The organism is Ensifer adhaerens, from assembly GCF_020035535.1.
Lineage (GTDB): Bacteria > Pseudomonadota > Alphaproteobacteria > Rhizobiales > Rhizobiaceae > Ensifer.
Genome location: NZ_CP083349.1, coordinates 2,514,741 through 2,535,311 on the forward strand (window position 1 = coordinate 2,514,741; position 20,571 = coordinate 2,535,311).

A 20,571-nucleotide genomic window follows, 5' to 3' on the forward strand; every position below is an offset into this window, starting at 1 on the left:
GCGGACCAGCCTCAATGCTGCCAGAAGGGCTTCTTGACCTCGGTGTCGACCTGCTTTTCCGTCAGGCCGATATCATCGATCAGTTCCGGCGCGTCGGCTGCCATATGGGCAAGCTGATCGCGGTAGTGCTGACGATCGTCCCACATGGCAAAGAGGCGCTTGGGGTGAAACCACTTGGTGATGCGGCTATCGCCGGGCTCCGCCGTCTGATCGACGTCCTCGGATACGGAGTGGTAGAAGTCGGACATGCCTGACAGAAACTTGCTCATGGTCGTCCTCCCGCGTGATGTTCAGTGCAACTCTAGCCTCATAGAGCTATGCGGCAATCGCGCATGTGCGGTGTTTTGCGTCCAGCATTTGTAGTATTTTGCTGGAGCCGCAGCAGAGTGAACGAGAGGAACGACAAGGAGGCAGGTATGGCCCGCATCCTGACGCGTCGCTTTGTGCCTGCGCTCCTGTCGGATCGCGAGCGCGCAGTCGCCGAACGCTTTGCTGCTGGCCTGACCTATCGCCAGATCGGCGAAGCGCTCTGCATCGCGCCATCGACGGTGCGCAGCCATCTCGCGACCATCTATGGCAAGCTCGGCGTTCGCAACAAGATCGAGCTCGCGTCGGAGATAGCCGGGCCCACGGACGCAACGGCCGCGGCCGTGGTGGAGGAAGGACCACCGGTGCTCGCCCTGTTCCCAATCGAAAGCCTCAACGAGGAGCAGCGTTGGCGCCGTTTCGCCGACGGCCTCTCGTCGGATATCTGCGTCGATCTCGCGCGCTACGCCGATCTGCCCGTCGTCGCCTTTCACACCATGAAGCTGCTCGGCAACCGTCCGGAAAGCTACGATGACCATGTCCAGGCGGTCGGCGCGACCTATGCGGTTACCGGCCAGGTGCGCGCCGACGACCGTCAGGTACGGCTGACGATCCAGCTCTCGGAAACACGCTCCGGCATGACGCTGTGGAGCGAACGCTACGACCGGCCGATCGGAGACATCCTTGCGCTTCAGGACAATCTGACGGAGTGCGTCGTCAACGCGCTGGCCGGCTGCTTCGGCAAGCTGGCCGCACTCGGGCGCAATGCCAGCCGCAACAAGGCGCCCTCGAACCTGCATTCCTACGATTACTATCTGCTCGGAGCCGAGCAGCTCAACCGGTTCAGCGCGGAGGGAAACGCCGCGGCGATCCGCCTCCTCACGCGGTCGCTGGAACTGGACCCGGCGCGGGTAAAGGCGTGGATCGAACTGGCCTATGCCTACTCCGCTCAGGCCTGCAACGGTTATGGCATTGACCTTGGAACGAGCATCGGCAACTGGCAGTCGGCAGTCGAACAGGCCCTGCGGCTCGATCCGACGAACCCGTTCGCCCACACCTGCCTTGGCGACCTCAAGGCATGCATGGGAGACCTCAAGGGCGCCGCCGACGCCCAGGTACTCGCGTTCCAGCACGGCAAGCACAATGCAGACACGCTGGCGCTTCTGGCCGGAAGCAAGGCTTTGGTCGCCGGAGATCCGGACGAAGCGATCGTGTTGATCGAAAAGGCGCTGTCCCTCAATCCATTGGCGCCGCCCTGGTACTACGGCATGCTCGGCCGCGTCCTCTTCGTCACCGGACGCCATGCGGAGGCCCTTTCGGCGCTGGGGCGCAGTTCGCAGGAGGCGCCGAACACCCTCATGTTCCAGGCGATGGCGCAGGCGTTTGTCGGGCAATCGTCGGAAGCGGCAAGCACCGCGCTGAGGCTCAAGGCCGAGTTCCCGCTGTTCTCGGTCGACCGGTTCATCGCCGGCTACCCGGTCACCAACCCTCCGGCGCTGCAAGCGGTCCAGGAAGGATGCCGGCTGGCCATGTTCGACTAAGGCAGAGGTGCGGCTCCGGCCAAACAGCGTCTACTTTTGCCGGCAGTCGACGTCGCCCACCCTCTGGGCCGCCTCGCCTTCAAAGGTCACCGTCGCCTCGCCCCTCGCCGAGCAATCGCCCTTGGCGCCGCTGCCGGCACGGAAATGCACGACCGGCTGCCCCTCGATCATGATGCTCGGCACCACCTCGTAAAGTTCCGGCGGGCAATTGGCGACGTCGGAGAGCCTGAGCGCCGGCTGGCCGCCGATCATGACGCTGGAGGCGCCCGAAAGTGCGCAGGACGGAATCGGCGCACGCGCCTCCTCGGCCATTGCCGGTGGCATCGGCCATGCGATGCAAAGGCAGGCGATAACGGCCGGTGCGGATTTCATGGTCGCCTCTTCGATATACCCGTTTCGTCGAAACCTATCACATGGCCAAGGCCCCGCCTCAATATTCGGTCGGCACGGTCAGAAGCTCGGCATCGGGCGTATCGAGGAAGGCGCGGACCGTCTGCGGCATCAGCCGTGAACCGAAGGAAAGCACACCGCAGCGCGAGAGCATCTGCCGCAGATCCGGCTGCTGACCGAGATAGCGCCAGATCATCCGGGACGCATAGGGCAGGTTTTCCTTGCGCCAGGAGACCCCCATGGTGGTGCCGCGCAGATAGACCCGCTGATGCACTTCGAAAGGCAGAAGGATCGTCTGCGCCAGCATCGGCTCCCGCCCGATGCTGCGCTCGGCGATGAAGATGCGGTTTCGCCAGAAGGTGACGAGCCCGACATATTTCGAGAACTGCTGGATCTCGTTGACGGGATCGCGGATGCGCTCGATCGACTTCACCCGGATCGACCCCGCTTCCTCGTGGATCCGCGCGCAGGAGCAGACGACGAGCCCCGGCCAGGACGGGGAGACGTGATAGGTCTGGTAGTAGCCGATATGGCGCCGGAGACCGGTGATGTCACCGGGAAACCCCTCGAGCAGCAGCCCCGCCTCCGACCGGTCGCGATCCGGCCGCATCATCCGCGCCTCGAACTGTTTCGCCGGCAGCGAAAAATCCTCGGCCGCCAATCCGAAGAAGCGGGCGATGCGCGCGACATTGTGCGGCGATGGCCGCGCCTCGCCGCCGATATAGCGGTTGAACTGTTGCCGGTTGATGCCGATTTCACGGCAGATCTGCGAGATCGACCGCCGTGTCGCGCAGGCAAACCGCAAATTCGCGGCAAAGATTTCGATGTTCTGCACGGTGCTTTCCGAACCTCACTCAAACGACGCCTGCGCTCAGTCGAAGCGCAGGCGTCGTTGTAGCGTAAAAGAGCGTAAGGAAGCGTCAAGTCGCGAAATTGTGTGCGGCCTGCCAGACGATAGGTTTTGCTCAGAAGCATCACACAAAGGGAACCTGGAAATGACCGAATTCACGAAGCGACCCGACGGCCTTCTCGTCCCGGCCGGCCTCAGCCGGCGCGGCTTTCTGGCCGGCACTGCGGCGCTTGGTCTTGCCGCCGGACTGGGCGGTACTTTGACGGCAACGGGCGCAAGGGCTCAGGAGCCGAAGCGCGGCGGCCATCTGAAGCTCGGCCTCAAGGGCGGTGCGACAACCGATTCGCTCGACCCTGCCGCCTATAGCGGCTCCGTCTCCTTCGTCATCGGTCACCTCTGGGGCGACACGCTGGTCGAATCCGACCCGAAGACCGGCGCGCCGCTGCCGGCGCTCGCCGAATCCTGGGAGCCTTCCGCCGATGCGTCGGAGTGGACCTTCAAGATCCGCAGCGATGTCAACTTCCACGACGGTAGCAAGTTGACGGTGGCCGACGTCGTCGCGACGCTGAAGCGCCATGCGGACGAAGGCTCCAAGTCCGGCGCGCTCGGGCTGATGCGCTCGATCAAGACGATCGAGGAGAAGGCCGGCAGCCTGGTGCTGACGCTCACCGAAGGCAATGCCGACCTGCCGCTGCTTCTGACCGACTATCACCTGATCATCCAGCCGAAGGGCGGCATCGACAATCCGGCTTCGCCCATCGGCACCGGCCCCTACAAGCTCTCGAGCTATGAGGCGGGTCTGCGCGCCACCTTCGAAAAGAACGCCGACGACTGGCGCTCCGACCGCGGCTTCGTCGACAGTGTCGAGATCATCGTGATGAACGACACGACAGCGCGCATCGCGGCCCTTTCCTCCGGCCAGGTCCACTTCATCAACAACATCGATCCGAAAACCGTGCCGCTCTTGAAGCGCGCCCCGCGCGTCGAGATCCTGCGGACCTCCGGCAAGGGCTTCTACAGCTTCCTGATGCATTGCGACACCGCCCCCTTCGACAACAACGACCTGAGGCTGGCGCTGAAATATGCGGTCGACCGCCAGGCGATCCTCGACCGGGTGCTCGGCGGCTTCGGCACGCTCGGCAACGACTATCCGGTCAACGGCAACTACGCGCTGGCCCCCGAAGGCATCGAGCAGCGGGCCTATGACCCGGACAAGGCAGCCTTTCACTTCAAGAAGTCCGGCCACGACCGACCGATCCTGTTGCGCACGTCCGACGCCGCCTTCCCCGGCGCTGCCGACGCCGCCGTGCTGTTCCAGGAAAGCGCCAAGAAGGCGGGCATCGAGATCGAAGTGCGGCGCGAGCCGGAGGACGGCTACTGGACCAATGTCTGGAACGTGCAGCCCTTCTGTGCCTCCTACTGGGGCGGCCGTCCGACGCAGGATTCGCGCTACTCGACCTCCTATCTCTCCACCGCCGAGTGGAACGACACGCGTTTCAAGCGCGAGGACTTCGACAACCTTCTGCTCCAGGCCCGCTCCGAGCTTGACGAGACCAAGCGCAAGGAGATGTATCACACCATGGCGATGACGGTGCGTGACGAAGGCGGCCTGATCCTGCCCGTCTTCAACGACTACGTGAACGCCGCCTCGGCCTCGCTGAAGGGCTTCGTCGATGACATCGGCAACGACCTGTCCAACGGCTACGTCGCAAGCCGCGTCTGGTTCGACAGCTAAACTGTTCCAACGAAAGCCGGACGCGGTTTCGCGTCCGGAATTGCCCGAGCGAACGAAGAGATAGTTAGAACGACATGTCCGAACGCGAATTCACTGTCATCGAAAACGAATGGATCCGGCTGAAGGACGGCACCGAGCTTGCCGCCCGTATCTGGATGCCCGCCGGCACGCAAGCCGATCCGGTTCCGGCGGTGCTGGAATACCTTCCCTATCGCAAGCAGGGCGGCACGAGCTTGCGTGACGAGTCCACCTACCCGGTCTTTGCCGCCGCCGGCATTGCCGGCGTGCGCGTCGATATCCGCGGCTCCGGCGAGAGCGAAGGCGTCATCGACGGCGAGTATACGCCCCGCGAGCTTTCCGACGGCTGCGAGATCGTCGAATGGATCGCCGCACAGCCCTGGTCCAACGGCAAGGTCGGCATGATGGGCATTTCCTGGGGCGGCTTCAACTGCCTGCAGGTCGCAGCCTTGAGGCCGCCGGCGCTGAAAGCCGTGATCTCCATTGCCTCCACGGTCGACCGCTACAACGACGACATCCACTACAAGAACGGCTGCCACCTCTCGGCCCAACTGTCCTGGGCAGCGACCATGCTCGGCTACCAGGCGCGCTCGCCGGATCCGGCGATCGTCGGCGACCGCTGGAAGGAAATGTGGCTGAAGCGGCTGGAGAACGAGCCCTTCTTCATGGAGGAGTGGCTGGAGCACCAGCGTCGCGACGAATTCTGGCAGCACGGATCGATCTGCGAAGATTTCGACAGGGTTGGGATCCCGGCGCTGGTCATCGCCGGCTGGGCCGACGGCTACCGCAACACGCCCTTGAAGGCGGTCGAAGGCCTTGGCGACAAGGCCAAGGCGCTGATCGGCCCCTGGGTGCACAAGTACCCGCATTTCGCCTTTCCGAAGCCGCGTGCCGATTTCCATGGCGAGGCGATCCGCTGGTGGAACCGCTGGCTGCGCGACGAAGAGAACGGCGCCGAGAAAGGACCGCAGGTGCGCGCCTATATTCTCGATGGTCCGCGCCCGTCGCTCCGGCGCGACAGCGACCCCGGGCGCTGGGTGGCGAAAGACGCCTGGGCTGCGCCGGAAATGCAGCTCTTCGGCGTTTCCCATGACGGCCGGTTGACGCCGTCCGCCGGCGGCACCGGCATCGGCGAGATCTATCTGAAATCGCCGCTCGATACCGGCACGGCATCCGGCGAATATTTCACGCTGAAGCCCGATGCCGAAATGGCCGGCGACCAGCGCATCGATGATGCCGGCTCGCTTGTCTTCGAGACGGCACCGCTGCTGGAAGCCGCCGACTATTTGGGCCAGCCGACGCTGACCGTCGACGTCACCTGCCAGGCGGCAACGGCCAATCTCGCCGTCCGTCTCGTCGACGTGCATCCGGATGGCACCGCCACCCGGGTCGCTTTCGGCGTGCTCAACCTGGCGCACCGCGATGGCAACGCCCAGCCGCGCGCCATGGAGCCCGGTCGCAAGACGCGGATCACGCTGGCGCTCGACGCTTGCGGCTACCGTTTCCGCACCGGAAACCGCATTCGCGTCTCGCTGTCGACCTCCTACTGGCCGCTGATCCTGCCGTCGCCCACCGACCCGGGCCTGACGATCGACACGGCAAGCCTGTCGCTGGCACTTCCGCTCCTCGGCGCCCATCGGGAAATCGCGGTGCCCGAGCCGGAAAACCCGGATCCGCTGCCGAAATATCGCGAACTTGCACGCGGCATCACCAGCCGTACCGTCGAGCGCGACATGACGCACGGCATGACCCACTACCGGATCTACGAGGACACCGGCCTCTCCGAACATCCTGAGACCGGCCTTGCCACCCAGGACATCCGCGACGAAACCTGGTCGATCGCACCCGGCGATCCGCTGTCGATGATCGGAACCTCGACCTGGACCTGCGTCGCCAAGCGTGACGGCTGGTCCGTGCGCACCGTGGCAACATCGACGCTCCACTGCACCGAAAGCGCGTGGGTCACGGAGGGTGAGGTCGTCGCCTACGAGGGCGAGACGCAGATCTTCGAGAAGCACTTCAAGAAGCGGATTCCCCGCGACCTGATGTGATCGGAACGGGGCGGCAAGCTCTTGGGTGCCGCCCCCTTCCCCATCCCGCATTGACATCTCGCGCCAGCCATTGTACCAATCGGTAAAGAGTTTACTGATTGGTACAATAATGCGCCATTTCTTCTCGCGTCATCAGCCTCCCATTCACATCTCTCGCGGGCTCATCGCCGGCGTCGGTGGCCTCGTGGCCATCGCCGCCGTCGGCGCGCTCACCAATCTCGTCGGCCATCCCATGTTGATGGCTCCCTTCGGGGCAAGCTGCGTGCTGATCTTCTCGGTGGCCGCCAGTCCGCTGTCGCAGCCGGCCAATGTGGTCGGCGGCCACTTCGTCGCCACCCTCGTGGGCCTGGTCCTCAGAACCATCTTTCCAAACGAATGGTGGGCGGTGGCGATCGCGGTCGGCGCGGCAATCGCGCTGATGGCGGCGCTGCGCATCACCCACCCGCCGGCCGGCGCCAATCCGCTTGTCGTCTTTGCAGGCGATCCCGGTTTCGAGTTCCTGCTCTTTCCAGTGCTGACCGGCTCGCTGATACTCGTTACCGTTGGCGCGCTGTTCCATCGCTTCGCCAAGGTCGAGTATCCGCTTGTGAGGAAGCCGGCATGAGCCGCGTCGTCACTGAGCGAAAGGACGTGATCGCCATGCTTGCGGAGATCTTCCGCGAGCACGGTTACGATGGCACAAGCCTCAGCCTGATCACCGAGAAGACCGGCCTCGGCAAGGGCAGCCTCTACCACTTCTTTCCCGGCGGCAAAGAAGAGATGGCCGAGGCGGTGCTCGGCGATATCTCCGCCTGGTTCCGGACCCATATCTTTGACGTGCTGCGCGGCACGACGGACGCGGAAAAAGCGCTCGACCAGATGTTTACCGGCGTCGACGGCTATTTCCGCCAGGGTCGTCGCCTCTGCCTGATGGGCGTGATCGCAGCGAGCGGGGCACACGACCGCTTTGCGCGCGAACTCAACAGCTACTTCTCCGACTGGCGCTCCGACCTCGCGGTCACACTCGTACGCAGCGGTACGGAGAAGGCAGAAAGCGCTGCTCTTGCCGAAGAAATCGTCGGCGGCATCCAGGGGGCGTTGATCCTCGCCCGCAGCCTCGACGACCCCAGCGTCTTCGGCCGGGTCCTCGCTCGCCTTAAGGCAAGGTGCCTGCCCGTACCGTCGTGAAGGGCGCACCATGAGGGGAAGCCGCGCCGGCCGTCCTGCCTCAGCCCCAAGTTGACAAAAATCAGATCGCCGCTCGAGCACTCCTTGACAACCACCTCTGCGCGCAGATATTAACCGATGAGTTAAATAACTCTACGGTTAAGGACTGGGCGCATTGGGGCGCCCATGGAGGAGGCTTCATGACAGCGGCGACCGCCAACGCAACGCGCAAGGATATCAGCCTGGAAATCGTGCGCGACTTCGAAGCGCCGGTAAGCCTCGTCTTCAAGGTCTGGTCGACGCCCGAACACCTGCTGCGCTGGTGGGGGCCGCGTGACTTCACCCCGCATTCGGTCAACGTGGACTTCCGCCCGGGCGGCGCCTGGCGCGCTTGCATCCGCTCGCCCGAAGGGCAGGACTACTGGATGAGCGGCCTCTATCGCGAAGTGCGCGAGCCCGAGAAGCTGGTGTTCACCTTCGCCTGGGACGAAGACGGCCAGCCCGGCAGCGATACGCTGGTGACCGTTTCCTTTGCCGACATCGGCGGCAAGACCCGGCTTGTCTTCCAGCAAACACCATTCGAGACCGTCGAAGAGCGCGACTCGCACCAGGATGGCTGGGGCGAGTGCCTCGAGCGGCTCAGGGATTATGTCGGCCATGTCTGAGATCGCAAATCTGCAAAACGAAAACGCGCCCGGTCCGAAGGCGACCCGGCGTGAATGGATCGGGCTCGCCGTGCTGGCCCTACCCTGCATGCTCTATTCCATGGACCTGACGGTGCTGAACCTCGCGGTCCCGCAGTTGACCGAGGAACTGAAACCTTCCGCCGGCCAGCTTCTCTGGATCATCGATATCTACGGCTTCATGGTCGCCGGATCGCTGATCACCATGGGCACGCTCGGCGACCGCATCGGCCGCCGGCGCCTACTGATGATCGGCTCGGTCGCCTTCGGCATCGCCTCGATCTTCGCTGCCTTTGCATGGAATGCCGAGACGCTGATCATCGCGCGTGCCGTGCTCGGCGTGGCGGCGGCGACGCTTGCGCCCTCCACCCTCTCGCTCATCCGCAACATGTTCCTCGACGACCGCCAACGCACGTTTGCGATCGGGGTGTGGATTGCCAGCTTCTCGGCCGGCGGCGCCATCGGCCCCGTGGTCGGCGGGCTGATGCTGTCGCAGTTCTGGTGGGGCTCGGTCTTCCTGCTCGCGGTGCCGGTCATGGTGCTGATCCTCATCCTCGGACCGATCCTGCTGCCGGAATTCCGTGACCCCGAGGCCGGCCGGATCGACCTCATCAGCGCCGCCCAGTCGCTCGTCGCCGTGCTTTCGGTGATCTACGGCATGAAGCACATCGCCGAGGCCGGGTTCGATACGATCGCAGTCTTTTTCATCCTGCTCGGTATCGTCGTCGCCATCCTGTTTGCGCGACGCCAGCGCCGTCTCGCCGACCCGCTGATCGATCTGGCGCTGTTCAGGACGCCGGCCTTCAGCGCCGCCCTTGGCGTCAACATTCTCGGCCTCTTCGTCGGCTTCGGCGCCTTCCTGTTCGTGGCGCAGTACCTGCAACTGGTGCTCGGGCTCACACCCTTCGTCGCCGGTCTCTGGTCGGTGCCAACTGGCGTGGCGATGATCGTCGCCTCGATGACGATACCGCTGCTTGCCACACGCTTTGCCGCTTCCAACCTGATAGCAGCGGGCTTCGTGCTGACGGCGATCGGCTTTGCCATCTGCACCCAGGTCGGCACCGCAAGCAGCCCGCTGCTCGTCACCACCGGCCTCGTCGTGCTTTGCCTCGGCTTTGCCCCTGTCGGCACGCTGACGACGGACATGATCGTCGGCTCTGCCCCGCCGGAACGCGCCGGTGCCGCCTCGGCGATCTCCGAAACCAGCTTCGAATTCGGCGGTGCGCTCGGCATTGCCGTGCTCGGCAGCTTCTTGACCTCGGCCTATCGCGGCCGCATGGACGAACTGGTCGTCAGCGGCTTGCCGGAGGAAACGGTTGCGGCCGCGCGCCAGACGCTCGGCGGCGCCGTCGCGGTTGCGTCCAACCTGCCCGCAGCGGATGCCGAACGACTGCTGACGGCGGCGCGCGGCGTCTTCACCCAGTCCTTCGCCTTCACCGCCTCGATCTGCGTGTTCTTGTCGCTTGCCACCGCGCTCATGGCTTTCGTGCTCCTGCGCAAGGCGAGCGATGGCGATACCGGCGGCGACCCAGGGCTGCTCGATAAGGCAGCGCCGTCCGGCAACGTCGGATAGCGCCAGTGGCGGAAGTCGCCGCGGCATCAACGCACGCCGCACCCGGCAACGTCGACCATACGGTCGGCGAACGCTGATCTACGCCTGAAATCAGGGAGGAAACCAATGAAGAAGCTCTATCGCGGCAGCTGCCATTGCAAGGCCGTCACCTTCGAAGGCCAGCTCGATCTTGCCGAGGGCATCCGCCGCTGCAACTGCTCCTTCTGCGCCAAGACGCGGATGCAGAAGGCCTTTGCGCTGCGCGAGGAATTCGAGATCACCTCGGGCAAGGAGAGGCTGACGAGTTACCGGGCCGACAATTCGAGCTGGATCGAAGGCGACGTCGATCATTATTTCTGCAGCCGCTGCGGTGTCCGGCCCTTTTCGCGCGGCTACCACAAGGATTTCATCGGCCATTTCTACGCGGTCAATGTCGCCTGCCTCGATGGCGTCAGCGACGCGGAACTGGCCGAGGCGCCGATCATCTACGAAAACGGCCGCGACGACGACCACTTCAACACGCCCGCAGACACGCGCTTCATGTAAGCGCCGCAGTCAGGCGATGGTCAGCGCCCGGAGCGCGTCGAGCGCCCGTTCGGCATCGGCTTCCGGCACGAAGATGTGGTCGTGGTAATAGGCGGCGATCACATTGGCGCTGATGCCCTCGCGCGTCAGCGCCGCCGAGACCGCCGCGGTCAGACCAACGGCCTCCAGCGCTGAATGTACATTGAGCGTGATGCGACGCAGCAGCGGACCGTAGTCGAGCCCCGCCTCGTCCGCAGCGTTGCGGGCAAGGACCAGGGTCAGCCCCTCATCCTCGCGATAGGTGGCGAGCGGCTCCAGCATCTGGTAGCGCGCGGCATCGCGATAGGCGACCGTGCAATAGACATAGGTCTGCGGAAACAGCACCGGGTTCATCGTCGCCAGGAGCTTCGCGAGATCCGTTTCTCCGGCCATGTCATTTTCCCTGCGTTGAGACTCTTCTTCACGTGAACTGGTAGCGGATCGTCACGTTGGCGTGAAGCACGCGATCGCGATTTGACCATTGTCATTCCCATGAAAACATGAGGTCATCGGAGCCCGGACATCATGTCCGGCGATGGGAGGAAGCGATGGCGCGCAGCAGCAAGTCGGCACATGTCTCGGGCAGACCCGTCCTCACCTTGTCGATCGCCTTCGCCGCGCTGCTGGCGTCAACACCGATTGCTGCAGCCCAGGAACCGGCCGTTGTCATCCCACCGCCATCGCTCGACGAGAAGGCAGCCGTGTCGACGGAGATTGCCGTCTTCGCCGGCGGCTGCTTCTGGGGCGTACAGGGCGTATTCCAACATGTGAAAGGGGTCAGCAAGGCCGTTTCCGGTTATTCCGGCGGCACAGCGGCAACGGCCGATTATGAGACGGTGAGCGGCGGCAAGACCGGCCACGCGGAATCGGTGGAGGTGACCTACGATCCGCGTGAAGTGACCTATGGGCAGCTGTTGCAGGTCTTCTTCTCCGTCGCCCACAATCCGACACAGATGAACTATCAGGGGCCGGATCACGGTACCCAGTATCGATCGGCCGTTTTTGCAGTGACCTCCGAGCAGAAGCGCATCACCGATGCCTATGTGACCCAGCTCGGCAAATCAGGCGCTTACCCGACAGCGATCGTCACGGAGGTCTCGCCGTTCAAGGGCTTTTACGCTGCCGAGGACTATCACCAGGATTTCCTGACGCGAAACCCGACCCATCCCTATATCGTCTACAATGACCTGCCCAAGATCGAGAACCTCCGGGCGCTCTTCCCGCAGGCTTTCCGGGCGAACCCGGTGCTCGTCTTCAAGGCGAAGAGCTAAGTCCGCTTTTGGCAGACCTCGCCGCATCGTGCGTCAACGGGTACCGGCGAGAACCGCCACCCCTTCCGCCAACCGCCGAAACCCTTCACGCGCGCCCTCGCTCATGTGTCGGGCCCGAAGCCAGGCATGGATCATCTGCGGTTCTTCGCGGAAGGTGACGTTGACGCCGGTACTCGCAAGACGCGCCGCATAGGTGCGGGCGTCGTCGCGCAAGGGATCAAAGAAGGCACCGGTGATGTAGCTCGGCGGCAAGCCGGAAAGATCCTTCTCCGCCAGAGGTGCGGCGAAGGGATTGTCGGCGGGCGCTTGCAGGATCTTGCGATAATAGCTGGTGTCGGCGGTCGTCAGCCCCGGTGCCTCGGCCATTTCTTCATAGGAGCCCGAGACCAGATCGCCACCAAGGCCCGGATAGATCAGCACCTGGCCGACAATGCCCTTGAGCCCTTCCGCGCGGGCCTTGAGCACGATGCCCGCCGTGAGGTTGCCGCCGGCGCTATCGCCGGTAACGACGACGGGACGGCCGTCGGACAGAAGCGCCTGGAGCACCGCGTAGCAATCATCGAAGGCCGCGGGCCAGACATGCTCCGGCGCCAGCCGGTAGTCGACCGACACCAGTTCGGCTTCGGCAATATCCGCAAGCTCGGCGCAGATCGCGTCATGGCTGTTAAGCGAGCCGACGACAAAGCCGCCGCCGTGGATGTAGTAGATGCGGGTGTTCGTCGAAACCGTCGCCGGCCGGTAGCGCCGGACCTTGATGCGGCCGTCGACGAGCGCATCCTCGCGGGTGAGTCCTTCCGGGCTCGGCGCATCGAATTCGGCGCAGAGCGCATCGTACCATTTGCGCTGCTGCTCGATCGACGCATCAACCGCATCGGCCGGATAGAACGCTTCGCAGCGCCGGTGAAAGGCAAGGATCCCCTCCTCCGTCGGCATCGGCCGCTTGGTCATCTGGTCCACGTCAATCCTCCCGCTGCTCCGCTCCGCTCGCAGCTTAGCATCGGCAATCCCGCTCCCTGTCCGAAAACCGACATAAGAGGAAAAAATCAGCGTCGATCCGCTAGCGTTTCGGCGCTTGCCAGCCGCGCCTCGCACCTATTAACTCGCGCTATGGCCTTCACATTTCGACAGTTGCAATATTTCGTCGCCGTCGCCGAACAGGGGTCGATCACCCGTGCGGCGCAGAACCTGTCGATCTCGCAATCCTCGATCACCGAGGCGATCAAGGAGCTCGAGGGCGATCTCGGCGTCGAACTCTTCGACCGCCATCCGCGCGGCCTGTCGATCACCCATAATGGCCACCAGTTCCTGCGTCATGCGACGAAAATCCTCGCCAATGTCTCGGACGCCCGCCGCAGCTTTTCCGACAGCCGCGAGGAGACTGGCGGCAAGCTCAATCTCGGCGTTACCTCGCTGGTGGCCGGCTACGTGCTCTCCGATTTGCTCGCGCGATACCGCCGCGCCTGCCCCGGCGTCGAGGTCAGCGCCATCGAGGACAACGGCTCCTACCTCGAACATCTCCTGATCGGCGGCGAACTCGACGTCGCCGTCATGGTCATCTCCAACCTGCGCGACCGCATGGCGCTGCAGGCGGAGATCCTCGAAACCTCGCCCTATCGCCTGTGGCTGCCGATCGGCCATCCCTTGGTCAGCGCCGACATCATCTCCGTCAGCGATATCGCCAAGGAGCCGCTGATCATGCTGACGGTCGATGAAATCGAGGAGAACACCGGCAAGCTCCTGACCGCACTCGGCGCCCGCCCGCACGTGGCCTTCCGAACCCGCTCGGTGGAAGCGGTGCGCAGCCTCGTCGCAACCGGCGCCGGCATCGCGCTTCTGCCCGATCTCGTCTACCGCCCCTGGTCGCTGGAAGGCGACCGTATCGAGAGCCGCGACGTCTCGGGCGCCCTTCCCGTCGTGCAGGTCGGCATGGTCTGGCGCAAGGGTTCCGGCCTGCCACAATCGGCGCGCGATTTCGTCGGCATCGCCGAGGCTCTCCGAAGCGCCAGACCGCGCTAACCACCTGGATTTATTAGTTTTCCCCCGCCACCGACCACGCCCTTGGCGTGCCTCCGGACAATAGATATCGGAAAAACCGAAAGCGACATTCTGTTTAATGAATTTGCGAATACGGTGAAAGCAAGGCACGCTTCATATTGGGAACGAAGCCGCAAAACGCGGCTCAAAACTGGGAGAATTCAGATGAAGCAGATGCTCAAATCCTGCACGGCATTGACCCTGTCGCTCGGCCTTGTCGCCCCGGCATTCGCGCAGGAGCCGCTGAAGGAACTCGGCAAGGGTGAAGGCGAACTTTCCATCGTCGCCTGGGCCGGCTACATCGAGCGCGGCGAGACCGACAAGAACTACGACTGGGTCACGGATTTCGAAAAGCAGACCGGCTGCAAGGTCTCGGTCAAGACCGCCGCCACCTCCGACGAAATGGTGGCGCTGATGAACGAAGGCGGCTTCGATCTCGTCACCGCCTCGGGCGACGCCTCGCTGCGCCTCGTCGCCGGCAAGCGCGTCCAACCGATCAACACCGACCTCATCCCCAGCTGGAAGACGATCGACGAGCGCATGCAGAATGCGCCCTGGTTTACGGTCAACGGCGTGCACTACGGCACCCCTTACGTCTGGGGCCCGAACGTCTTGATGTACAACAAGGATGCGTTCAAGGGTGAGGCACCGAAGAGCTGGAACGTCGTCTTCGAGGAAATGAACCTGCCCGATGGCAAGTCCAACAAGGGCCGCGTCCAGGCCTATGACGGCCCGATCCATGTAGCCGATGCCGCCAACTACCTGATGGCGCACAAGCCGGACCTCGGCATCAAGGACCCCTACGAGCTCAATGAAGACCAGTACAAGGCAGCCCTCGAATTGCTGCGCGGCCAGCGCAAGCTGGTCGGCCGCTACTGGCACGACGCGATGATCCAGATCGACGACTTCAAGAACGAAGGCGTCGTCGCCTCCGGTTCCTGGCCGTTCCAGGTGAACCTGATGGAAGCCGAAAAGCTGCCGATCGCCTCCACCATTCCGGAGGAAGGCGTGACCGGATGGGCCGATACCACCATGCTGCATGCCGATAGCCAGCATCCGAACTGCGCCTACATGTGGATGGAACACTCGCTGTCCCCGAAGGTCCAGGGCGACGTCTCGGCCTGGTTCGGCGCCAACCCGTCGGTCGGTGCCGCCTGCAAGGGCAACGAGTTGCTCACCGACGCCGGCTGCAAGACCAACGGCTACGAGGACTTCGAGAAGGTCAAGTTCTGGAAGACGCCGGTGACGAAGTGCGCAAGCCAGGGCGAATGCGTTCCCTATCACCGCTGGGTCTCCGACTACATCGGCGTGATCGGCGGCCGCTGAACCGCGACCACAGAGCAAGCATTTGCCCCTCAACCTTGGGCCCTCTCCCCGCACGCGGGGAGAGGGAACGCCTCCGGCCAAACCAACGGACGGCTTGAGGCAAAGCGCCCGCCTAGGGTCCCCTTCGCCCCGCTTGCGGGGAGAAGGTGCCCGGCAGCGCGGATGAGGGGCACTTCCCTTCCCCCGCGGGGATGAGGGGCTAAACTTTCCGGAGCAATTCAATGACGACCGCCGTTCTCTTCGACAATGTTTCCCGCCACTTCGGCGCCGTGCGCGCCGTCGATGGCGTGAACCTCGAGGTTGCCGAGGGCGAATTCTTCGCCATGCTCGGCCCATCCGGTTCGGGCAAGACCACGTGTCTGCGCCTGATGGCCGGCTTCGAGCAACCGACCGGCGGCCATATCGAAATCTTCGGCGAAACCGCCGAGGGCGTGCCGCCCTATCGCCGCAGCGTCAACACCGTCTTTCAGGATTACGCCCTCTTCCCGCATCTCTCGATCCTCGACAACGTCGCCTACGGGCTGATGGTCAAGGGTGTCGGCCGCGAGGAACGCCGCAAGGCGGCAGAAGACGCGCTCGCCATGGTCAAGCTGCCGGGCTATGGCACCCGCCGCCCCGGCCAGCTTTCCGGCGGCCAGCGCCAGCGCGTGGCGCTCGCCCGGGCGCTGGTCAACAAGCCCAAGGTGCTGCTCCTCGACGAGCCGCTCGGCGCGCTCGATCTGAAGCTGCGCGAGCAGATGCAGGAGGAACTCAAAAGCCTGCAGAAGTCGCTCGGCATCACCTTCGTCTTCGTCACCCACGACCAGGGCGAAGCGCTCTCGATGGCCGACCGCATCGCCGTCTTCAACGATGGCCGCATCCAGCAGCTCGGCCGTCCGGAAGATGTCTACAAGCAGCCGAAGACGCGGTTCGTCGCCGATTTCGTCGGCTCGTCCAACGTGCTGCCGCAAAAGCTTTGCCAGCGGCTCGGCCTGAAGGCGCCCTCCGCCAGCCTACGCCCTGAGGCGATCTCCATTTCCAAACCGTGGGACGGCGCACTCAGCCTCTCCGGCACCGTCTCGGCCCATAGTTTCCTCGGCGCTGTCAACCGCATCGTCGTCGATGTCGATGGCGCCCGCGTCGCCGTTGCCAGCCCCGCCGCGCTGACCGTGCCTGCGGTCGGCAGCCCCGTCACCATCAGCTTCGCCGCCGACGAGCTGCACCCGATGGAGGACGCATGACCGCCTTTGCCGAACCCCTCGTGTTGCCCGAACGCCGCGGCCCCGCCGGCCGCCTGTCGGACTTCTTCTGGCGCCATCCGCACCTGCTGTTGACGCTGATGCTCGCGCCGCCGCTGCTCTGGCTCGGCGTCGTCTATCTCGGTTCGTTGTTCGCACTGCTGCTGCAGAGCTTCTTCTCGATCGACGATTTCTCAGGCCTGATCAACTACGAGTTCACGTTCGCGACCTATCGCCAGCTCCTCAGCGAGACCAATCTCGACATCATCCTGCGCACCGTGCTGATGGCCGCGACGGTCACCGTCGCCTCCGCCATCATCGCCTTTCCTATCGCCTATTACGCGGCACGCTATGCGCAGGGAAAATGGAAGGTGCTCTTTTATCTCGGCGTCATGCTGCCGCTCTGGTCCAGCTATCTGGTCAAGATCTACGCCTGGAAGCTGATCCTCGCCAAGGAAGGCATCCTCACCTGGATCTTCGACAAGCTGCACCTGCTCTGGCTGCTCGATGGCTGGTTGGCGCTGCCCGTCGTCGGCGGAAACTCGCTCTCCGTCAGCTACACCGGTACGTTTATCGTCTTCGTCTATGTCTGGCTGCCGTTCATGATCCTGCCGATCCAGGCGGCACTGGAGCGGGTACAGGGAAACCTGATCGAGGCCTCCTCCGACCTCGGCGGTACGCCGGCGCAGACCTTCCGCTACGTGCTGTTCCCGCTGGCGCTGCCCGGCATCGTCGCGGGTTCGATCTTCACTTTCTCGCTGACGCTCGGCGATTACATCATTCCGCAGATCGTCGGCTCGTCGCGGCTCTTCATCGGCCAGGCGGTTTACGCCCAGCAGGGCACTGCCGGCAACATCCCGCTCGCCGCCGCCTTCACCGTGGTGCCGATCGTGATCATGGGCGCCTACCTCTACGTGGCCAAACGCATGGGGGCCTTCGATGCGCTCTGATCGCCTCAACCGCTCGCCGATAGGCTTGAAGATCGCGGCCGCCGCCGGCCTCGCCTTCCTGCACCTGCCGATCCTCCTGATCTTCCTCTACGCGTTTACGACCGAGGAGAAGAGCTACCAGTTCCCGCCGCCGGGGCTGACGACGCAATGGTTCGCGGTTGCCTGGAACCGGCCGGACGTCTGGGCGGCGCTGACGCTGTCGGTCAAGGTCGCCTCGATCGCAACCTCGGTCGCGCTCGTGCTCGGCACGCTCTGCGCCGCCGCGGTCAGCCAGACCCGCTTCTTCGGCCGGGAGACGATTTCGCTGCTTGTCATCCTGCCGATAGCACTGCCCGGCATTATCACCGGCATTGCCCTTCGCTCCGCCTTCTCGATGGCCGATATCCCCTTCTCCTTCTGGACCATCGTGCTCGGCCACGCGACCTTCTGCATCGTCGTCGTCTACAACAATGCGGTTGCCCGCTTCCGACGGATTTCCGGCTCGCTGATCGAGGCCTCGATGGATCTCGGCGCCGACGGCTTCCAGACCTTCCGCTACATCATCCTGCCGAACATCGGCACGGCGCTGCTCGCCGGCGGCATGCTCGCCTTCGCGCTGTCTTTCGACGAGGTGATCGTCACGACGTTTACGGCCGGCCAGCAATCGACGCTTCCGATCTGGATGCTCGAAGAACTGATCCGCCCGCGCCAGCGCCCGGTGACCAACGTGGTTGCCATGGTCGTGGTGCTCGTCACCTTCCTGCCGATCCTCGGCGCCTACTACCTCACCCGCGACGGCGACCAGATCGCCGGCGCCGGCAAATAACTCGACTATCAAGGGAGAACAGACATGGACACCCAACTGCTGATCGGATCGCGCTTCGAGGCCGGCACCGAGGCCGACGAACACATCCTGAACCCGCGGACGGGCGGCAAGATCGTCGATCTGCCGGAAGCCTCGCATGCCCAGGTCGAGGCGGCTGTCGACGCCGCCGAACAGGCCTTCACCACCTGGTCGCAGACGACGCCGGCCGAGCGCTCGAACTATCTCCTGAAGATTGCCGACGCGATCGAGAAGGATGCCGATGGCTTTGCAGCGCTTGAGGCGCTCAACTGCGGCAAGCCGATCAATGCGGTCAGGAACGACGAACTGCCGGCGATCGTTGACTGCTGGCGCTTCTTTGCGGGTGCCGTGCGCAACCTGCATGCGCCGACCGCAGGCGAATACCTGCCCGGCCATACCTCGATGATCCGCCGCGACCCGATCGGCATCGTCGGCTCGATCGCGCCTTGGAACTATCCGCTGATGATGATGGCCTGGAAGCTGGCACCGGCGATCGCCGGCGGCAACACCGTCGTCTTCAAGCCGTCCGAACAGACGCCGCTGACGGCGCTGAAGCTTGCCCGCGTGCTCGCCGACATCCTGCCGGAAGGCGTGGTCAATGTTGTGAGCGGCCGCGGTGAAACCGTCGGCAACGCACTGATCAACCACCCGAAGATCTCGATGGTCTCGATCACCGGCGACATCGCCACCGGCAAGAAGGTGCTGGCGGCCGCCGCCAAGACCGTCAAGCGCACGCATCTGGAACTCGGCGGCAAGGCCCCGGTCATCGTCTATGACGACGCCGACCTCGAAGCGGTGGTCAACGGCATCCGAACCTTCGGCTATTACAATGCCGGCCAGGACTGCACCGCCGCCTGCCGCATCTATGCCGAAGCGGGCATCTACGAGAAGCTGGTCGCCGACCTCACCTCCGCCGTCTCGACCATCCGCTACAATCTCGCCGACGACACGGAAAACGAGATCGGCCCGCTGATCTCGCGCCGCCAGCGCGACCGTGTCGCAAGTTTCGTCGAGCGCGCCGCCGACCAGAAACACATCGAGATCACCACCGGCGGCAGTGCCGGCAGCTCGGACGGCTTTTTCTTCCAGCCGACCGTGGTCGCCGGTGCGACCCAGGAAGACGAGATCGTCCGGCGCGAGGTCTTCGGCCCCGTCGTCTCCGTCACCCGCTTCACCGGCAACGACGATGCGGTCGCCTGGGCGAATGACAGCGATTATGGCCTCGCCTCCTCCGTCTGGACCAAGGATATTTCCAGGGCGATGAAGGCGGCTTCTCGCCTGCAGTATGGCTGCACCTGGATCAACACCCACTTCATGCTGACCAACGAGATGCCGCATGGCGGCGTCAAGCAGTCGGGCTACGGCAAGGACATGTCGGTCTATGCGCTCGAGGACTACACCGCCGTCCGCCACATCATGATCAATCACGGCTGAGGCTCACCGCCCCGGCCCGGACAACGCATGCAAACGAACAACAAACGGGAGGAGTTTGCGATGTACCGTCGTCAATTGCTTGTTGCTGCAGGCGCGCTCGGCTTGAGCGCCCTTGTGCTGACGCCAGCGGCCTTTGCCGCCGACGCGGCGCCGGACGTGGTCGCGGCCTATGTCGCGGCCTGGAACGCTCATGACTCGGCCAAGGCCGCATCCTATTTCGCCGACGACGTCAGCTACTACGACGCCTCGGTCGGCAAGCCGGTCACTGGCAAGGATGCCGCCAAGACCGGCGTCATCGACAACTTCCTGAACGCGGTGCCCGACGCGGTCTGGGCCATGAAGGGCGACCCCATCGCTAGCGGCGACAAGGTGTCCTTCGAGTGGGAATTCTCCGGCACCAATTCCGGAGCCTGGGCCGATGGTACGGCCGCGACCAACAAGAGCTTCAAGTTCACCGGCGCCTCGGTCTTCACCGTCAAGGATGGCAAGATCGCTGCCCAGAACGACTATTACGACGCCCTCGGCTTCTACAAGCAGCTCGGGTTGATGTAACGGGCGTTGCCTCGCCCTGCGCTTCGAAAGCCGCAGGCTCCAGCCTGCGGCTTCCTGCCGCTTTTGTCCGCAAATCATGACTACAAAACTCATAAATGACTTGCGTCGATAGAAATCTTGAGTAACAC

21 protein-coding genes are annotated in these 20,571 nt (G+C 64.0%); 16 read left to right on the forward strand and 5 right to left on the reverse strand.

The genetic code is table 11. The features are described 5' to 3' along the window. Positions 1 to 11: 11 nt before the first annotated feature. Complete coding sequence (locus LAC81_RS12340; RefSeq protein ID WP_223725020.1) at positions 12 to 269, reverse strand: DUF1127 domain-containing protein; 258 nt, start codon at positions 267 to 269, stop codon at positions 12 to 14. Between the two features lie 147 nt (positions 270 to 416). Between LAC81_RS12340 and LAC81_RS12345 the strand changes: the two genes are divergently transcribed. Continuing rightward, complete coding sequence (locus LAC81_RS12345; protein WP_223725021.1) at positions 417 to 1,847, forward strand: LuxR C-terminal-related transcriptional regulator; 1,431 nt, start codon at positions 417 to 419, stop codon at positions 1,845 to 1,847. A gap of 30 nt (positions 1,848 to 1,877) precedes the next feature. Here LAC81_RS12345 and LAC81_RS12350 read toward each other — a convergent pair whose 3' ends face one another. Next, positions 1,878 to 2,219, reverse strand: a complete 342-nt coding sequence (locus LAC81_RS12350; protein WP_223725022.1) for a PAAR domain-containing protein — start codon at positions 2,217 to 2,219, stop codon at positions 1,878 to 1,880. A 58-nt stretch (positions 2,220 to 2,277) separates the two neighbouring features. Next, complete coding sequence (locus LAC81_RS12355) at positions 2,278 to 3,063, reverse strand: helix-turn-helix domain-containing protein (protein ID WP_419195826.1); 786 nt, start codon at positions 3,061 to 3,063, stop codon at positions 2,278 to 2,280. Positions 3,064 to 3,232: 169 nt separating this feature from the next. Between LAC81_RS12355 and LAC81_RS12360 the strand changes: the two genes are divergently transcribed. From LAC81_RS12360 to LAC81_RS12390, 7 genes are all read left to right on the forward strand, one after another. Continuing rightward, entirely contained in the window at positions 3,233 to 4,822 is a 1,590-nt protein-coding gene (locus LAC81_RS12360; RefSeq protein WP_223725024.1) for an ABC transporter substrate-binding protein, read from the forward strand. Positions 4,823 to 4,896: 74 nt separating this feature from the next. Then, positions 4,897 to 6,891, forward strand: coding sequence for a CocE/NonD family hydrolase (locus LAC81_RS12365; protein WP_223725025.1), 1,995 nt, complete (start codon positions 4,897 to 4,899; stop codon positions 6,889 to 6,891). Between the two features lie 109 nt (positions 6,892 to 7,000). Further along, the gene (locus tag LAC81_RS12370; protein ID WP_223725026.1) at positions 7,001 to 7,495 is read left to right on the forward strand and encodes an HPP family protein; all 495 of its coding nucleotides are present in this window, start codon (positions 7,001 to 7,003) and stop codon (positions 7,493 to 7,495) included. Next, positions 7,492 to 8,058: a TetR/AcrR family transcriptional regulator gene (locus LAC81_RS12375; protein ID WP_223725027.1), complete on the forward strand. Its 567-nt coding sequence runs from the start codon at positions 7,492 to 7,494 to the stop codon at positions 8,056 to 8,058. The genes LAC81_RS12370 and LAC81_RS12375 overlap by 4 nt, the downstream gene beginning before the upstream one ends. 179 nt (positions 8,059 to 8,237) lie before the next feature. Further along, the gene (locus LAC81_RS12380) at positions 8,238 to 8,702 is read left to right on the forward strand and encodes an SRPBCC domain-containing protein (RefSeq protein ID WP_223725028.1); all 465 of its coding nucleotides are present in this window, start codon (positions 8,238 to 8,240) and stop codon (positions 8,700 to 8,702) included. After that, positions 8,695 to 10,293, forward strand: a complete 1,599-nt coding sequence (locus LAC81_RS12385; RefSeq protein ID WP_223725029.1) for an MFS transporter — start codon at positions 8,695 to 8,697, stop codon at positions 10,291 to 10,293. The genes LAC81_RS12380 and LAC81_RS12385 overlap by 8 nt, the downstream gene beginning before the upstream one ends. A gap of 105 nt (positions 10,294 to 10,398) precedes the next feature. Then, positions 10,399 to 10,818 carry a GFA family protein gene (locus LAC81_RS12390; protein WP_223725030.1) on the forward strand — a complete coding sequence of 140 codons (420 nt, stop codon included), beginning with the start codon at positions 10,399 to 10,401 and terminating at the stop codon, positions 10,816 to 10,818. A gap of 9 nt (positions 10,819 to 10,827) precedes the next feature. Here the strand turns inward: LAC81_RS12390 and LAC81_RS12395 are convergent, their stop codons facing one another. Beyond that, positions 10,828 to 11,229: an ACT domain-containing protein gene (locus LAC81_RS12395; RefSeq protein ID WP_223725031.1), complete on the reverse strand. Its 402-nt coding sequence runs from the start codon at positions 11,227 to 11,229 to the stop codon at positions 10,828 to 10,830. 155 nt (positions 11,230 to 11,384) lie between these two features. Between LAC81_RS12395 and msrA the strand changes: the two genes are divergently transcribed. Further along, positions 11,385 to 12,107 carry a peptide-methionine (S)-S-oxide reductase MsrA gene (gene msrA, locus LAC81_RS12400; protein ID WP_223725032.1) on the forward strand — a complete coding sequence of 241 codons (723 nt, stop codon included), beginning with the start codon at positions 11,385 to 11,387 and terminating at the stop codon, positions 12,105 to 12,107. A gap of 33 nt (positions 12,108 to 12,140) precedes the next feature. Here msrA and LAC81_RS12405 read toward each other — a convergent pair whose 3' ends face one another. Then, entirely contained in the window at positions 12,141 to 13,055 is a 915-nt protein-coding gene (locus tag LAC81_RS12405) for an alpha/beta hydrolase (protein ID WP_419195827.1), read from the reverse strand. A 159-nt stretch (positions 13,056 to 13,214) separates the two neighbouring features. Here LAC81_RS12405 and LAC81_RS12410 point away from each other — a divergent pair, with 159 nt between their 5' ends. The 7 genes from LAC81_RS12410 (at position 13,215) to LAC81_RS12440 (ending at position 20,443) form a co-directional block, all read left to right on the forward strand. After that, on the forward strand, positions 13,215 to 14,123 hold the full coding sequence (locus LAC81_RS12410) for a LysR family transcriptional regulator (RefSeq protein WP_113540408.1): 909 nt from the start codon (positions 13,215 to 13,217) through the stop codon (positions 14,121 to 14,123). 183 nt (positions 14,124 to 14,306) lie between these two features. Continuing rightward, entirely contained in the window at positions 14,307 to 15,467 is a 1,161-nt protein-coding gene (locus tag LAC81_RS12415; RefSeq protein ID WP_223725034.1) for an ABC transporter substrate-binding protein, read from the forward strand. 221 nt (positions 15,468 to 15,688) lie between these two features. Further along, positions 15,689 to 16,687, forward strand: a complete 999-nt coding sequence (locus tag LAC81_RS12420; RefSeq protein ID WP_113540410.1) for an ABC transporter ATP-binding protein — start codon at positions 15,689 to 15,691, stop codon at positions 16,685 to 16,687. Beyond that, positions 16,684 to 17,634, forward strand: coding sequence for an ABC transporter permease (locus LAC81_RS12425; RefSeq protein ID WP_223725035.1), 951 nt, complete (start codon positions 16,684 to 16,686; stop codon positions 17,632 to 17,634). Before LAC81_RS12420 ends, LAC81_RS12425 begins: the two co-directional genes overlap by 4 nt. After that, the gene (locus tag LAC81_RS12430) at positions 17,624 to 18,439 is read left to right on the forward strand and encodes an ABC transporter permease (RefSeq protein WP_223725036.1); all 816 of its coding nucleotides are present in this window, start codon (positions 17,624 to 17,626) and stop codon (positions 18,437 to 18,439) included. Before LAC81_RS12425 ends, LAC81_RS12430 begins: the two co-directional genes overlap by 11 nt. 24 nt (positions 18,440 to 18,463) lie before the next feature. Beyond that, a complete protein-coding gene (locus LAC81_RS12435) occupies positions 18,464 to 19,891 on the forward strand; it encodes a gamma-aminobutyraldehyde dehydrogenase (RefSeq protein WP_223725037.1) in 1,428 nt (475 codons plus the stop codon). 60 nt (positions 19,892 to 19,951) lie between these two features. Continuing rightward, complete coding sequence (locus LAC81_RS12440; protein WP_223725038.1) at positions 19,952 to 20,443, forward strand: ester cyclase; 492 nt, start codon at positions 19,952 to 19,954, stop codon at positions 20,441 to 20,443. The last annotated feature ends 128 nt before the right edge of the window (positions 20,444 to 20,571 follow it).